Source organism: Shewanella mangrovi (assembly GCF_000753795.1).
GTDB lineage: Bacteria > Pseudomonadota > Gammaproteobacteria > Enterobacterales > Shewanellaceae > Shewanella > Shewanella mangrovi.
Window position 1 is genome coordinate 1 of sequence record NZ_JPEO01000017.1, and the last position, 14,436, is coordinate 14,436.

Annotated in this window: 18 protein-coding genes, 1 tRNA gene and 1 rRNA gene; 10 read left to right on the forward strand and 10 right to left on the reverse strand. The window is 44.4% G+C overall.

Translation table 11 applies throughout. From position 1 onward, the window contains the following. Positions 1–14 precede the first annotated feature (14 nt). The 4 genes from HR45_RS15455 to corA all read left to right on the forward strand — a co-directional run bounded on the left by HR45_RS15455 (position 15) and on the right by corA (position 1,827). Positions 15–90 (forward strand) — tRNA-Val (locus HR45_RS15455). 78 nt (positions 91–168) lie between these two features. Next, positions 169–284 (forward strand): 5S ribosomal RNA (gene rrf / locus HR45_RS15460). Positions 285–437: 153 nt separating this feature from the next. Further along, a complete protein-coding gene (locus HR45_RS19120) occupies positions 438–782 on the forward strand; it encodes a hypothetical protein (protein ID WP_052074791.1) in 345 nt (114 codons plus the stop codon). Between the two features lie 97 nt (positions 783–879). Then, complete coding sequence (gene corA / locus HR45_RS15470) at positions 880–1,827, forward strand: magnesium/cobalt transporter CorA (protein WP_037444745.1); 948 nt, start codon at positions 880–882, stop codon at positions 1,825–1,827. 4 nt (positions 1,828–1,831) lie between these two features. Here corA and HR45_RS15475 read toward each other — a convergent pair whose 3' ends face one another. Together HR45_RS15475 and HR45_RS15480 are read right to left on the reverse strand one after the other, a co-directional pair. Further along, entirely contained in the window at positions 1,832–2,143 is a 312-nt protein-coding gene (locus HR45_RS15475; protein WP_037444747.1) for a DUF3135 domain-containing protein, read from the reverse strand. Between the two features lie 101 nt (positions 2,144–2,244). After that, positions 2,245–3,510: a cyclic di-GMP phosphodiesterase gene (locus HR45_RS15480; protein ID WP_037444750.1), complete on the reverse strand. Its 1,266-nt coding sequence runs from the start codon at positions 3,508–3,510 to the stop codon at positions 2,245–2,247. 109 nt (positions 3,511–3,619) lie between these two features. Here HR45_RS15480 and HR45_RS15485 point away from each other — a divergent pair, with 109 nt between their 5' ends. After that, entirely contained in the window at positions 3,620–4,309 is a 690-nt protein-coding gene (locus HR45_RS15485) for a 2OG-Fe(II) oxygenase (protein ID WP_037444752.1), read from the forward strand. Here HR45_RS15485 and HR45_RS15490 read toward each other — a convergent pair. Together HR45_RS15490 and HR45_RS15495 are read right to left on the reverse strand one after the other, a co-directional pair. Then, the gene (locus tag HR45_RS15490) at positions 4,306–5,655 is read right to left on the reverse strand and encodes an ATP-binding protein (RefSeq protein ID WP_037444754.1); all 1,350 of its coding nucleotides are present in this window, start codon (positions 5,653–5,655) and stop codon (positions 4,306–4,308) included. The genes HR45_RS15485 and HR45_RS15490 overlap by 4 nt on opposite strands. After that, positions 5,646–6,320, reverse strand: a complete 675-nt coding sequence (locus tag HR45_RS15495; protein WP_037444904.1) for a response regulator — start codon at positions 6,318–6,320, stop codon at positions 5,646–5,648. Before HR45_RS15495 ends, HR45_RS15490 begins: the two co-directional genes overlap by 10 nt. Positions 6,321–6,609: 289 nt before the next feature. On the opposite strand from HR45_RS15495, the gene nadE reads away from it, so the two are divergent. Next, a complete protein-coding gene (nadE, locus tag HR45_RS15500) occupies positions 6,610–7,440 on the forward strand; it encodes an NAD(+) synthase (RefSeq protein ID WP_037444906.1) in 831 nt (276 codons plus the stop codon). A gap of 47 nt (positions 7,441–7,487) precedes the next feature. On the opposite strand, the gene HR45_RS15505 is transcribed toward nadE, so the two are convergent. Then, entirely contained in the window at positions 7,488–7,922 is a 435-nt protein-coding gene (locus HR45_RS15505; protein WP_037444756.1) for a DUF6942 family protein, read from the reverse strand. 181 nt (positions 7,923–8,103) lie between these two features. On the opposite strand from HR45_RS15505, the gene HR45_RS15510 reads away from it, so the two are divergent. Beyond that, positions 8,104–8,361 carry a hypothetical protein gene (locus HR45_RS15510; protein ID WP_037444758.1) on the forward strand — a complete coding sequence of 86 codons (258 nt, stop codon included), beginning with the start codon at positions 8,104–8,106 and terminating at the stop codon, positions 8,359–8,361. An 87-nt stretch (positions 8,362–8,448) separates the two neighbouring features. Here the strand turns inward: HR45_RS15510 and minE are convergent, their stop codons facing one another. The 3 genes from minE to minC are packed head-to-tail and all read right to left on the reverse strand — an operon-like array spanning position 8,449 to position 10,218. Further along, positions 8,449–8,706 (reverse strand): cell division topological specificity factor MinE, encoded by a 258-nt coding sequence (gene minE / locus HR45_RS15515; RefSeq protein ID WP_037444760.1) that lies wholly within the window; start codon positions 8,704–8,706, stop codon positions 8,449–8,451. A 3-nt stretch (positions 8,707–8,709) separates the two neighbouring features. After that, positions 8,710–9,519 carry a septum site-determining protein MinD gene (gene minD, locus HR45_RS15520; RefSeq protein WP_037444763.1) on the reverse strand — a complete coding sequence of 270 codons (810 nt, stop codon included), beginning with the start codon at positions 9,517–9,519 and terminating at the stop codon, positions 8,710–8,712. Positions 9,520–9,543: 24 nt separating this feature from the next. After that, entirely contained in the window at positions 9,544–10,218 is a 675-nt protein-coding gene (gene minC / locus HR45_RS15525; RefSeq protein WP_037444766.1) for a septum site-determining protein MinC, read from the reverse strand. 119 nt (positions 10,219–10,337) lie between these two features. Here minC and HR45_RS15530 point away from each other — a divergent pair, with 119 nt between their 5' ends. The 3 genes from HR45_RS15530 to HR45_RS15540 are packed head-to-tail and all read left to right on the forward strand — an operon-like array spanning position 10,338 to position 12,092. Next, a complete protein-coding gene (locus tag HR45_RS15530) occupies positions 10,338–10,622 on the forward strand; it encodes a YcgL domain-containing protein (RefSeq protein ID WP_037444773.1) in 285 nt (94 codons plus the stop codon). A gap of 22 nt (positions 10,623–10,644) precedes the next feature. Then, positions 10,645–11,622, forward strand: coding sequence for a lytic murein transglycosylase (locus HR45_RS15535; protein WP_052074792.1), 978 nt, complete (start codon positions 10,645–10,647; stop codon positions 11,620–11,622). A gap of 26 nt (positions 11,623–11,648) precedes the next feature. After that, a complete protein-coding gene (locus HR45_RS15540; protein WP_037444775.1) occupies positions 11,649–12,092 on the forward strand; it encodes a YcgN family cysteine cluster protein in 444 nt (147 codons plus the stop codon). A 97-nt stretch (positions 12,093–12,189) separates the two neighbouring features. Here HR45_RS15540 and dsbB read toward each other — a convergent pair whose 3' ends face one another. Next, entirely contained in the window at positions 12,190–12,696 is a 507-nt protein-coding gene (gene dsbB / locus HR45_RS15545; RefSeq protein WP_187327387.1) for a disulfide bond formation protein DsbB, read from the reverse strand. Positions 12,697–12,777: 81 nt separating this feature from the next. Then, positions 12,778–14,367, reverse strand: a complete 1,590-nt coding sequence (gene nhaB / locus HR45_RS15550) for a sodium/proton antiporter NhaB (protein WP_037444777.1) — start codon at positions 14,365–14,367, stop codon at positions 12,778–12,780. Positions 14,368–14,436: the final 69 nt, after the last annotated feature.

The window sequence follows — 14,436 nt, forward strand, 5'->3', positions numbered from 1 at the left end:
AGAATTTGAAAAGGGGTCGCTTAGCTCAGCTGGGAGAGCACCTCCCTTACAAGGAGGGGGTCACTGGTTCGAACCCAGTAGCGACCACCATTTCAAACTAACTACAAAGAAACAGCTTTCCGAATTACTGTTTTTGCAAAGCAAATTGCGAGAACAACAAAGAATTTGTCTGGTGACAATAGCATTGTGGTCCCACCTGATCCCATCCCGAACTCAGAAGTGAAACACAATCGCGCCGATGGTAGTGTGGGGTTTCCCCATGTGAGAGTAGGTCATCGCCAGACGCCCAATTAGAGAAGGCCACCCAAGCGGGTGGCCTTTTTGCTTTTATATCCAGGGAATTCTGTATTCAGATAAACAATCTTTATCAAATAATGCAGAGTTTCAATGTGTTATTATGACGGCTAGTTATTCGTTTACTGTTAAGGCGATGTATTGTGCTGACCAAATTGTTAGTCACTATTTTAGTGGCAGTTATTGGATGGAAAGTTATAAGTAAACGTCAAGCAACATCAAGAGTAGAGTCAGTTAATGCATTACCTACGATTGGGCGCAAAACAACCGTTGCTGCGGCTATATTGTTATTAGTGGCCGTTGCGGTTATTGGCTGGCAATGGTGGGATGGTTTTCAACAAGTGCAAGTCACGATTGTGTCACCTCAAAATGGTAATGTGGAAACGTATTCGGTGCGTAAGCGCGATATTGGTGAAAACACAATTGTCACCGTAGAGGGTTTGAAAATTCGTTTGTCCAAGGATGAACGAATAGAAATTGCTCCGTAGTTTTGTTTATTGATAGATTAACTTTTCTTTCCGAATTAATCAGTTAAACTAACACCACTTTTCCTTCCTGCCCGTATTAGCTGCCTGAGGAGGTCTAATGATTACCGCTTATATTTATCAACATCAGCAGCTAAAAATCATAGAACTTTCGCCTGAAGATGCTATTCCTGAAGAAACACTATGGCTTGATTTATATCGTCCTGATGATCAGGAGCGTGACTGGCTCGCCAAGTATTCTGTAGAAGAAGTCCCCGATGAAGAAGACATTAACGAAATTGAGGCATCTGCGCGTTTTTACCAGAACAGCGACGGATTACACATCAATTCGTTATTTCCGCAACGCGTAGGGCAAGATGTTCGTGGTGTTAACGTTTCTTTTAACTTGCGGACTAACTTCTTACTGACAATCAGAGAAGAAGACGTTGGCTTGATTCGTTTGTTGCGAAACTACCTGCGGCTAGGACGTATCGACGTCAAAACACCACAAGGGCTTTTTCTCGAGTTATTTAATCTCAAAGTTGAGTATCTTTCAGACTTAATCGAAGACGTCTATACCGTGCTGGAAAACGTCAGCCAACAAGTGTTCGAGAGTGATGAGCTGGATGATATTTTTCGTATGATCACGCTGCAAGAAGACTCGAACGGAAAAATTCGTTTAAGTTTGCTGGATACACAGCGTTCTCTGCGTTACATGCAAAAGTATTATCGCCGTGAGTTGCTTGAAGAAGAGATGAAAGATATGCGTGAGATGCTATCAGACATTGAATCTTTGATGCCTCACAGTCAGTTTATCTTCGATAAGTTAAATTTCTTACTAGACGCAGCAATGGGCTTCAGTGGTCTACAACAGAATAAGATTATCAAGATATTTTCGGTTGCGGCAGTGGTTTTCCTGCCACCGACCTTGATTGCCAGCAGCTATGGTATGAACTTCAAACATATGCCTGAGCTGGATTGGTTTGTTGGCTATCCGTTAGCTATTGTGCTGATGTTAGCCAGCGCTGCCGGCACTTATCTGTTCTTTAGACGTAAAGGTTGGCTGTAATCAGTCAACCTGTTTTGCGTTGTAGAGGAATCACTTCAGCTCGATGACTGCGAAAGTGCTCCGGATCTCTGAGCACATGAGCTAGCGAGCCAAATTTAGCACGCATCATGCAAACAGTTGTAAGACAGCGTTGGTAGGGGTTTGTGCACAGCGCAAGACGGCGAATAAGGTGTTCATTTACCGCCCGCAGTTGACGTTGATTTCCACTTGCGCTGTTAATCAACTCTTCCGACATTGAGGATTGCAGTTGATTTAACGCATCGGGTTGATGTTTGGCCATCCACATCAGCGTATCGAAATCAGGTAAATCAGTCATATTTTCGCTCCTCACCATCCTTGGCAGTCTTAGCTGACAGTGGAGCTGGATTTGCCCCGCTTAGATTAAGCGTAGCGTAAATTTTCCTAAAAGCTTATAAATTAGCTTTTGCTATCATTTCCGAAATAGTAACTGATTCTTTCTCTAGGATTTAAATATTTATAGATATTCTCTGGTAAAGCCGTTGCCGCAATGCAGCGGGCTATCTGTAGTCCTTCAGATTCCAAGTCAATAATAGGGGCTTGGTCTTTAGGTACCATTGGATCGTAAACCAAAATCCGTGGCAATAGCAGTTTGGCCAAGTTGACCGACATTACCAGTCCAAATTGACCTGACGTGAGTTCCACTACAGAGCCAGGAGGATAGATGCCGAGCATCTTGATCATCTTGCCAATAAATTCTTGATTGAGTTTTCCTTTAGAATACTTATATAGATAGCCTAAGGCTGCATACGGCGTTTTGGCCTGTTGTCCATTTGCTGGGTGGCAAAGCATGTCGTATTTGTTTACCACCGCAGCAAGCTGTGCCGGTAATGAGATAGCATCAGCTTTTAAGCTTCTAGGACTGCCGCTGCCGTCAAGATATTCGTGGTGATTTAGGATTACATCTGTTGCCGCCGAAGGAAAGTCGTCCACCAGTTTAATGAGCTCGTTGCCGAGTAACGGATGTTGATTAAAAAGGTTTTGCTCCGGTCCAGTTAAGGCGGTTTGTTTACGTAACACTTGGCTCGGGAGCTTTAACTTACCTACGTCATGGAAGAGTGCACCAAGTCCTAATGATTCGATATCACTGCGGGGCCATTGCAGTTCTTTGGCGATCAGCATCGACAGAACAGCAACGTTGAGTGAGTGGTAATAGATACCGTCATCTTGTTTTTGATCCGCCATTAAATGCAGCACCAAGTTGTCTGACGACAGCAATTCTTCGGCAATATCGGCGATCAGCTCTTTGGCTTCTCCAATGGCATTCAACGGACGAGAACGCAATTTATTAATCAAATTACGCATTCTCGCTAATGAACGGTCAAAGTTTTCTTCTGTTTTACTAAGGTCTCGACGCATTTTCTTGAGAATTTCAATGCGTTCTGCCTTATAGCGTTCCATCTTTTGATGCAATTCGTCGACGTCTTCCGAGAATTCGACCGCATTATTGTCTGTTATCTGCTCCTGCTCTAACGGAGGCGTATCACTCTTGGCGACGTCGACATAAACAGAATCAATGCCCAGTTTTTTAATTAATTCAATTTGTGCTTGTTGTTTAATACGGAAGCTACTGAAAAGAAACGGGTGATCTTTCCAGGACAAAGGTAACCTGACATAGTTGCCAACTTGCAACTGTTGTATGGAAACGAAACGACTTTTACCCATAGGACACTATTTTTGTTTGTTGTATAAATGTTTAGTTGCAATCTGCTACTTTACAGTACGCTGATACAGATGCCAGCATATAGTGACGATGGAATAACAACTAAGCAACATGGATTTTATAGAAGTTTTTCCCAACGCAATCTCCGACGAACTATGTGAACGAATTATCGCCACGTTTAACACACATCCTGCAGTGGATGTCGGGAAAACCGGTCACGGCGTCGATAAAAGTAAAAAATTAAGTTTTGATATTACGATCGATCAGTATAGAGAACTGACTCCGCTACGTGATGAGTTGTTAACTAATATCTTCCCATACGTATGCCGCTACTTTGATAAATACGCTTTGGCCTTGATGGGGGCTGTATCGATGCAAGTAGCTAACGTTGAGAATCAAGTTGTCACCTTATCTCCTGAAAATTATGACACATTAGGGCGGAGTCGGGTTGAGGGATTGGTCAAGTATCTTTATCGAAGTGGTCAGATCAATATACAGAAATACCCTAAACAGCAGGGAGGCTATCCGCATTGGCACTCTGAACAGTATCCGCAACTAGGCCAATATGAAGCGTTGCATCGGGTAGCATTATTTATGGTGTATCTCAATGATGTTGCAGAGGGGGGCGAAACAGAGTTTTATTATCAACAAAGAAAGCTACAACCTCGCAAAGGTTCATTGGTAATTGCTCCCGCTGGTTTTACTCACAGCCATCGTGGCAATACACCTATTAGTGATGATAAGTACATTGCCACGTCGTGGATCATGTTCAATAGAGCGGAACAGCTGTATCGCCGTTAAGCCAAGGGGATCGTGATTCGAAAGCTGGCACCTTCGAGCGCTGACGTCTCGATAGAAAGGGTGCCACCATAGCTGTCGACGATTTCATTACAAACGGCCAAGCCTATCCCTTGACCAGAAGATTGGGTATCAGCACGTACACCACGTTGAATAATCTTTTGCTTTAGCGCATCTTCGACGCCTAAACCATCATCTTCCACCAAGATTTCTAGTTGGTATTTGTTAGCGCTAGCGCTTACTTTCACAGTAGAAATGCACAACCTGAAGGCGTTTTCCATTAGATTGCCGACTAATTCCATTAAGTCACCTTGCTCACCGGGGAACGTTAGGTTTTCGTTAATGGCGGCAGTAAAGTGGACGTTCTTATCGCGATATACTTTAAATAGCATTTGCGCTAACTGATCAACTAACGGAGCGATGTACGTCATCTCCTTTTTAAGTCCCTTACGACCAAGCATGGCGCGTTTTAACTGATACTTGACCAAATGATCCATCTGGCTCACTTGCTCCATCACTTTTTCACATAACTCTTTACGATCAAGTTGTTCATCGTCGGTAATTGCATGTACCGCGGCTAACCGGGTTTTCAGACTGTGTGCTAGGTCGTTCATGGCATTTTGATATCGCTGTTGCTGCTCTCTCGATTGGCGCATCAATTCGTTTAGTGCTTGGGTGATACCTTCCAGCTCTACTGGGTAACCTTTAGAAAGCGAACGACTTTTGCCCTGGATAATGGCTTTCAATTCGTTACGCATTCTTGCTAACGGTTGCATTCCCCAATACGCCGCACTGACTAACAGCAATAGTGCTAGCGCCAATACTAGGGCTAAGCGTAAATAGGTTCTTTTGGCGAACTTAGTCGATTCTTGCTCGATTTTTTCTGCGTCTTTGAGCACCAACAGATTGTAGTGGATGGTGGCGATATCCACTGACAACAGATAGGCAAAGTAGCCGCGATTGTCATTCATGTTGAGATAGTAGGGGGGAACTTCATCGCGGATCTGATTAAAGCGTTCACAGATATCAAATAAGCCGCGGTCTACCGCCAATGCAGAGGTCCAGATCTGTTTAAATGTGTCATCACACGACGCCATGACGTAAGGCTGTTTGGTGCTGTTTTCCTCCAGCCAGGCGCTGGTATCGGGGATAAGGTCGTGTTCACGCAGCTCAGCGGCTACTTGAGGAATTTCAGCAATAAGTTTGGCGGTTTCTTCGTTATAACTGTTTTGGGCGTGCAGAATATTCACCATCCACGCTAAGCCAAAGCCTACTAACGCGATGATCGACAATGATGTCAAAAACATGCGCGTTAACAGGCGCTTTTTCGGTTTTAGGTTTAGTTGCATGGAAGATTAAATTTATAGCCCTGACCACGGATGGTAATAATGGGATTCTCAATACCATCGCGCGTTAGTTTTTTACGCAGGCGACTCACCATTACTTCGATGGTATTGGGATCGCCTTCTTTATCACCATAAATCACATCAAGTAAGCGCTGCTTGGCAACCACTTCATGATTATGACGCATCAAGTATTCGAGGATTTGATATTCAAAGGCGGTGATATCCATCAATTCGCCACTCATGGTTACTTGTTTGGCTGCAAGATCTAATGAGAGCTCACCACTGTTGATGACCGGTTTTACAAAGCCAGCACTGCGGCGGACTAACGCATCCAATCTCGCAACCAGTTCCTCTTTCTGGAACGGCTTCACGAGGTAATCGTCGGCACCTGCATTCAAGCCTTCTACTTTATCTTGCCAGTTAACCCGAGCGGTAAGAATAAGCACAGGCGCTTTTAAGTCTGCCTCTCGCAACTGCTTAATCAATGAAATACCATCTTGATCCGGCAAGCCTAAATCGATAATGGCAATATCGATAGGGTAGTCGGTAGCTTGATAAAATCCCTCTTTGGCAGTTGCGGCAACCTGAACTTGATTACCTAGTTCACTCAACTGAACTTTCAGGTGGTGCGATAAAAGGGGATCGTCCTCAACAACCAGTATTCTCATAATATTTAAGTCCTTTATTGCTGCGGCATCAGTGTATTGTGAAATCAGCAAGATGCCAATGGTCAAAGTTTAAAGCCTATTAACTTAACTGGTGCTGACGTTTTACACAGAAGTTTAACGAAAGGACTATTTCTAAACAGAGCAATACCGGCGACTGTTCAGCATGCCGTTTTGTTGGTATCGTTTACGCAATAGCATTGATTCTAGCGTAAATGCGTCGAAGGTATTCAGGGTGGTGAGCATGATTGCTACCAGCCCGCTAATCAAAGAAGTTTAGATGGAGCCCGCCGTGAAAGGACAAATTTTAGAGCAAATGAAAGTGTTGCAGGCCATTGAGCCTGAGTTTGAAGTACAACGCCGTGTTGCATTTTTAAAGGCAAAGTTGCAGGAAGCTAAAGGACGAGCGTTTGTGTTGGGCATTAGTGGAGGCATCGATTCTGCGCTTGCTGGTCGTTTGTGTCAGTTGGCAGTTGATTCATTGAATGAGGAAACGGGCTCTGATAACTACACATTCGTTGCCATGCGATTGCCATACCTTGAGCAACGCGATGAAGATGAAGCGCAGTTGTCATTAGCGTTTATTAAACCGTCTCGATTGGTGACTGTGAATGTGCATGACGGTGTTGAAGGTGTGCATCATCAGGTACTTTCTGGATTAGAAACGGCTGATATTCTTGAGCCGGATGATGCAAAAGTTGATTTTGTAAAAGGTAACGTTAAAGCAAGAATGCGGATGATTGCGCAGTATGAAGTTGGCGCAATCGTCGGCGGTTTAGTTGTCGGAACTGATCATAGTGCCGAAAACGTGACAGGTTTTTATACCAAATGGGGCGACGGTGCGTGTGATTTGACCCCATTATTTGGGTTGAATAAACGTCAAGTGCGTCAGCTTGCAGCTTATCTTGGCGCGCCGGACGTTCTGGTCAACAAGACCCCAACAGCAGATTTGGAGTCAAATCGTCCAGGCCTTGAAGATGAAGTTGCTCTGGGGTTGACCTATGACCAGATTGATGACTTTTTAGAAGGTAAAGCAGTCCCGGCGGAAGTCGAGGAGCGCATTATCGCCATCTATAAAGCGACTCAACACAAACGCGAACCTATCCCGACAATTTACGATTAATATGTCGCTTGATATAACCGAAGCCGCTCGTTACGAGCGGCTTTTTGCTAAATCAGGCATTGACGGAAGTCAGCAATTAGCTGATTAGGAAACTGTCGATAGTCGAAGTAGGGGAGTTGCCAGCAGTGTTCGCCTAAACGCAAAATTTTGTCGTTCAACACCGATGGATTTGTGTCTGGCAACAATCTCTGTGCTATCTCTTTACCACTGAGCAATATGACGTCGGCAGTTGTATTAAGCTGTTGCTCATCAGTATAAAAGCACACCGAGTGCAGGAGATTTTGCCGTAGGTAACTACGCCATTCATCCGCGTCATCACAAAATATTTTAGCGCTAATGACAAAAATTTTACGCCAATGGTTGGAGTTTACCTCAAGTAAATGCTCCATTGCATTTTGCTGCTTGTATTGCCAGCCATCGGGGATATTTGGACTGTGCGGCAGATACACGCAGCGCTTCGCTGCTGGGTTTCCTATGATCATTTGAAAATCCGCGATAAGTTAGATACGTTTTATAGTAGAGGGGTGAATATTTGTCCTTTGTCACAGATTCTACATAAAATTAGACAACAATAGTGAATGTTGATACTGGCTACTACACTTGATGTTGGTGGGAGCATGAAGTGAATAGGCAGTCGTTGTGCCGATTTAAATGGAGGTTAAATTGGAAAAAAATATTCGTTACGGTCTCATCGCCAAAGGGCAACAGCACCCATTAGGGTTCTTTTTTAATGGTTTTTTCTATGACCAGGCCAAAAGTAGCAGTCGCGCTGAAGGATATGTTGATGAAAGTGGCTTTTTTTATCCATCAGTAAATAAGGCTGATCCTCGTAGTAAGATCCCAACCGCTAAAATTGATGGATTAACCTTCATTAGATTACGTGACATAGCAGAATTTCAATTGGTGCGCTTTGACGCATAGTGATAATGGTTTGATTTTCTTAATAGATCACATAGAAATAAGGCACCCTCGCTAGGTGCCTTATTTTTGTCTTTTTGCCAAATTGAATTATCGATCTGGCAACGTAATGTTCAGTTCCAACACCGACAGATTGTCATCATTTTGATCCATGGCAACAGAGACTTGCTCTTCTTCTACATGGACATATTTACGGATTACTTCAATGATTTCCTGCTTCATCATTGGCAAATAATCAGGATCGCCGCGTTGTGAGCGTTGATGAGCAACAATAATCTGCAAGCGCTCTTTGGCAGTTGCAGCTGTGTTGCTTTTCTTCGAACTTTTAAAATAGTCGAGTAAGGACATAATTTAGCTACCAAATATACGTTTCAGAATACCTTTTTTCTCTTCATTAACGAAGCGCAAGGGCACTTCGTCGCCGAGCAAGCGTGCAACCGCATCAGAATAGGCCTGACCGGCATCACTTTGTTGATCAACAATCACGGGCACGCCAGAGTTAGACGCCTTAAGAACAGACTGTGATTCAGGAATGACCCCAAGCAATGGAATCGCAAGAATTTCCTTCACGTCTTCAACGCTCAGCATTTCGCCAGTTTTAACACGATTAGGTGCATAACGTGTAAGAAGCAAAAACTCCTTCACCGGCTCTAAGCTTTGTTCAGCGCGGCGGCTGCGACTTTGCAACATTCCCAATATACGGTCTGAATCACGTACAGAGCTCACTTCAGGGTTAGTGGTCACGATTGCTGTGTCAGCAAAATACAGCGCCATCATCGCACCGGTTTCAATACCCGCTGGCGAATCACACAAAATATAGTCGAAGTCTTTACTGAGATCTTCGAGTACCTTGCCAACACCTTCTTTGGTTAACGCATCTTTATCGCGCGTTTGTGAAGCTGGCAATACAAAGAGCTTGTCGCAGCGTTTGTCTTTAATCAAAGCTTGGTTCAGATTAGCTTCACCATTGATGACGTTAACAAAGTCATATACAACGCGGCGTTCACAGCCCATGATCAGATCTAGATTACGTAATCCGATATCAAAATCGATAACAACCGTTTTATGTCCCTTGAGTGCGAGACCAGTAGCAATGGCTGCACTGGAAGTCGTTTTACCAACGCCGCCTTTACCTGAAGTGACCACAATAATTTGCGCCATAAATCTCTATCCTTCCTCTCTGCCTTATGTTGGCAGCGATTCGATTATTAATGATTCACCATCCAGACGAACGCACGCGCCTGAACCGTTAGAGTGAGCTTGAATACTATCTGATAACCAGTAATTGCCAGCAATAGATACCAATTCTGCAGACAGGGTATTGGCGATGATAATGGCATTATTATCGCCTTGAGCCCCCGCCATGGCTTTACCGCGCAATGTGCCGTGAATATGAATACTGCCGTCCGCAATAACTTCCGCCCCATTACTTACGGCACCAAATACCACTAAATCAGCGTCCTTTGCATACACTTGCTGCCCAGAACGCACGGTTTGCTTGACGATTTTAGTGGTGCGTGTCGGCGCTTTTGCTGCTGGCTTACTGAACTGTTCTTTACCCGATTTGATTACCGGTAATCCCAGTTCTTGTGCGGTAGCTGCTAGGATGCCTTGCACGCCTGTCACCCCAACCACAAATAATTTTCGTGCAATTAAGGCTTGCTTTAATTGGGCAAGATCTAACGTTTTTTCGTTAACTGCGGCGAGATTTAGCACCAATGGCGCATTTTGAAAAAACTGTGGTGCCTGAGCAAGTTTTTTATCTAATTCCTGTAATAGGACATCGATATTGTCTGCATTGAGGTGAAGTACGGATAGTGTGAAAGATGAACCTTTCAGCTCCAACACGGCTTTGTGCATCCTGGCGAAGTGCTCCGATAATTGAGTTGTGTACTCATTAGCATACTTTTACATAGGCCAAACATGTTATAATGCAGGCATTTCAGTAGCAAGTTTAAACCTTGGGAATTGGTGTAGTTATGATCTGTGCAGTGTATAAAAGTCGACGCAAAGCCGAAACATACCTGTTCATTAAGCAAAAAGGTAATTTTGACGATGTACCAGCAGAGTTAATGCAGGTATTTGGCCAGCCAGAATTAGTCATGTTGTTGCCAATTGAAAAAAGGCAGCAGTTGGGAATCGCAGATATTAATAAGGTGAAAGCTGCATTAAATGAGCAGGGATTTTATCTGCAATTACCGCCACCTCAAGTAAACTTACTCAAAGAGCATCTGCAATCTCAGCCATCCAACAAATCAGCCTAAGCGCTCGGTTATAGGACATCGCATGCTAACACAGCCTCGGCAATGGATATTGAACAGCTTATGTTTATGCGCGTTTCCATATTCTGTTATTGCCGTGGCGCAGGGCTTTGATGAGTTTGTGGCCTCATTAGCCAACCAAGCAAAGGCGCAAGGAGTTAATGCCAATGATGTCGATGCGATTGCGGCGCAGGTTAAGTTGTTTCGTAAAGCCTCTACAGCATCAACGCCTCGCGCAAATTCGTTAGAGATTTATATCCCTTCACAAGTTACTGAACAGAAAGCATCCGCCGCAGAACAGTTTTATCAGCAATATCGGGCACCGTTTAATAAATTATCGCAGCAATATGGGGTGCAGCCACGGTTTATCTTGGCGCAGTGGGCTATGCTTGGCTCGTTCACCGGTGATGATTTAGCGACATACCCGCTGGCATCGGTGACAGCGTCTTACGCTTATCAAGGTGAGAACCAGTTTACTGCCCAGTTTATTGCGGCACTCAGGTTGATAGCCAATGGCGGCTATCCCTTTGATGACTTGGTGTCCAATACCGATGGGACGATGGGACCGATGAGGTTCACCGCAACCATGTTATTGCATTGCGCTGTGGATGGTGACGGTGATGGCAAAATTGATGTTTGGCACAATCCGTTGGATATCTATGCGTCCACCGCTAGTTGTTGGCAACAAAATGGCTGGGATGAATCCCAAACGTGGGGACGTCAAGTTCGTGCCCCTAAAGCGCTTTATCCAACGCGTACGGGAATGACTCATCAGGCAAGTTTTGTGGATTGGCAAGCGGCTGGGGTACGGCGTTACGATGGACGAGATTTGCCAAATCGCCGCGATATGACAGCGTCGTTAATTATGCCGGACGGCGTAAAAGGACGACAGTACATAGTGTACAAAAACTACCGAATTTTATATCAACAACATCCGGATGATTATCTGGTATTGGCGATAGCGCATCTGTCTGAGCGCATAAAAAAACTCGGTGTTGATTAGTTATTTAGTTAGAAGTTAGAAGATCAATGAAACCTTTTTGGGAAACCAAATCTCTCGCAGAAATGACCACTGAAGAGTGGGAGTTATTATGCGATGGCTGCGGCAAGTGCTGCCTGAATAAGCTTATCGATGATGACACTGAGGAGCTGTATTACACCAATGTTGCATGCAAACTATTATCAGCAAAAGATTGTGGCTGCATGCACTATCAGAATCGTTTTCAATTCGTACCACAATGCACCGCGATCACTAAAGATAATATTGCGGAGCTGACGTGGTTGCCTGACAGCTGTGCTTATCGCCGTATTCATGCAGGACGCGGATTAGCGCAATGGCACCCGCTCATCAGCGGTGATAAAAAATTGATGCACCGTAAAGGAATTTCGGTAAAAGGAAAAATTGTCAGCGAAATCAAAGTTCGCGATGTCGAAGATCATATAGTGCTCTGGCCGATGCTAGACGTCGAATAGCGCGAGCGATAACAAAAAGCCTGAGTTTGACTCAGGCTTTTTGTTATTCACCTTAAATCCTCTCCTATCGCGGAGGTGATCGTTTAAGTTGTTGTCATTAGCGACGTGAAAAAATCGATGACAAAAATAGCAGCAGCACGATCACGTAGGCAACGAAAATCACAATCATCCACTGAGCCATGGTGACATTTAAGAATGTCCATGGAATATCGGTACACATACCCGTTGGCATAAACACTGATGGTAACCAATCATGCAATGGCATCCATTTAGGAAAGTCAGGCAAGAACGAACAGGTGGCGAATGGATTTGGATCGGACTGGATTTTATAGAGTTCGTAAGCAAGCTTAACACCCCAAACAGCACTGATCCCCCAAATCGTGGCGGCAATGACTCTTATCAACATCAGTGCTGGCGCAATGAGTCCAATAATGCCAGCTGCCGCAATGCCCAATACTGCAACGCGTTGGTACACACACATCACACATGGATCTAACTTCATGACGTATTGGAAGAAAAGGGCGGCTAATTCGAGAGCTACGCCGCTTAGCAATAAGATTCCCCAGCTAGTACGGGAGCGCACAAATGCAGAAAACATCAATATTATCTCCATAAAAAAGCGCCCTGATTCCGTGGGCGCTTTCGATTTGACCGTTGCTTATACGGTTAGTTCAGCACATAGCGATTAATGGATAACACCACCAGCTGCATTCAAGGCTTCTTTAGCTGAGTGATGCAAAATCACATGACTATCATAGAAATACTGCGTAGCAGATTCCAGCAAGCCAGACTGAATACACAAAATCCCAACAATGGTCAGCACGATGGTATATGGTAATGCCATGATCACCATGCGGCCGTATGACAAACGAATAAGCGGAGCCAGCGCGGAAGTCAACAAGAACAAGAATGCTGCCTGACCGTTTGGTGTCGCCACTGAAGGCAGGTTAGTACCTGTGTTAATCGCCACAGCCAACAGGTCAAATTGGTCGCGGGTAATTTGACCATCAATCAGCGCCGCTTTCACTTCGTTAATGTAAACGGTACCGACAAACACGTTATCGCTCACCATAGACAACAGACCATTGGCGATATAGAAAATCACTAACTGAGTGTTACCTTCGTGCGCCAATGCCCAATGAATGACAGGGGCGAACAGGTGTTGATCAATAATAACCGCTACAACAGAGAAGAAGACTGCTAACAACGCGGTGAATGGTAACGCCTCTTGGAATGCTTTACCCAGCGCATGCTCATCGGTAATACCGTTAACTGAAGTGGTCAGAATAATAACCGTCAGACCAATCAAACCGACAGAGGCTAAGTGCAATGCTAAGCCAACAATCAACCAGACACCCACTAATGCTTGAATAATTAGCTTGATATTATCTTTATTCGTCCGGGCTGCATCTTCGTGGTCTGCGAAATCGACCAAAATTTTGTGTACTGCATCGGGTAGTTTGGCGCCATAACCAAAGATATGGAATTTTTCTACCAATACGCAGGTTAAGATACCGCACAAGAATACCGGGATCGTTACTGGAGACATCCGCACCGCGAATTCAGCAAACTGCCAATTAGATTGCGCAGCAATGATAAGGTTTTGTGGTTCGCCCACCATGGTGCATACGCCACCCAGTGCGGTACCTACACCAGCATGCATTAGCAAGTTACGCAGAAAACCACGAAAATCTTCTAACTCTTCGGCATTGATGCTGTCGTGACCATCATCGTTATGGTCATGGTCATCGCTGAAATCTTTGCCGGATGCAACTTTGTGATAAATCGAGTAGAAACCGACTGCAACGGTAATAATCACCGCAATTACTGTTAGCGCGTCTAAAAAAGCTGACAGGAAAGCAGATGCCAGACAAAACATCAGCGAAACCGCTAATTTGGAGCGAACTTTAGTGATGATTTTGGTAAACACAAAAAGCAGCAACTGCTTCATAAAGTAGATGCCTGCCACCATAAAGATCAGCAGCAGCAATACTTCCAAGTTTGCTTCAATTTCATGTAATACCTGTGACGGACTGGTCATGCCAATCACTACAGCTTCAATCGCCAACAAACCACCAGGTTGCAGCGGATAACATTTTAGTGCCATCGCCAGCGTGAAAATAAATTCAGCGACGAGCAGCCAACCGGCAACAAATGGGTCAATGTTGAAAACGATGGGATTAATGATCAGAAAGCTTAAAATTGCGAGTTTGTACCACTTGGGAGAGTTCCCAAGAAAGTTACTGATAAAAGCCTGACCGAGTGACATCGGCATGTTTCCTCTCCAAATTTGTTTTATATCGTATTTAGTGCTTATTTTTTTAAAATCGGCTCAGTCTAGCGC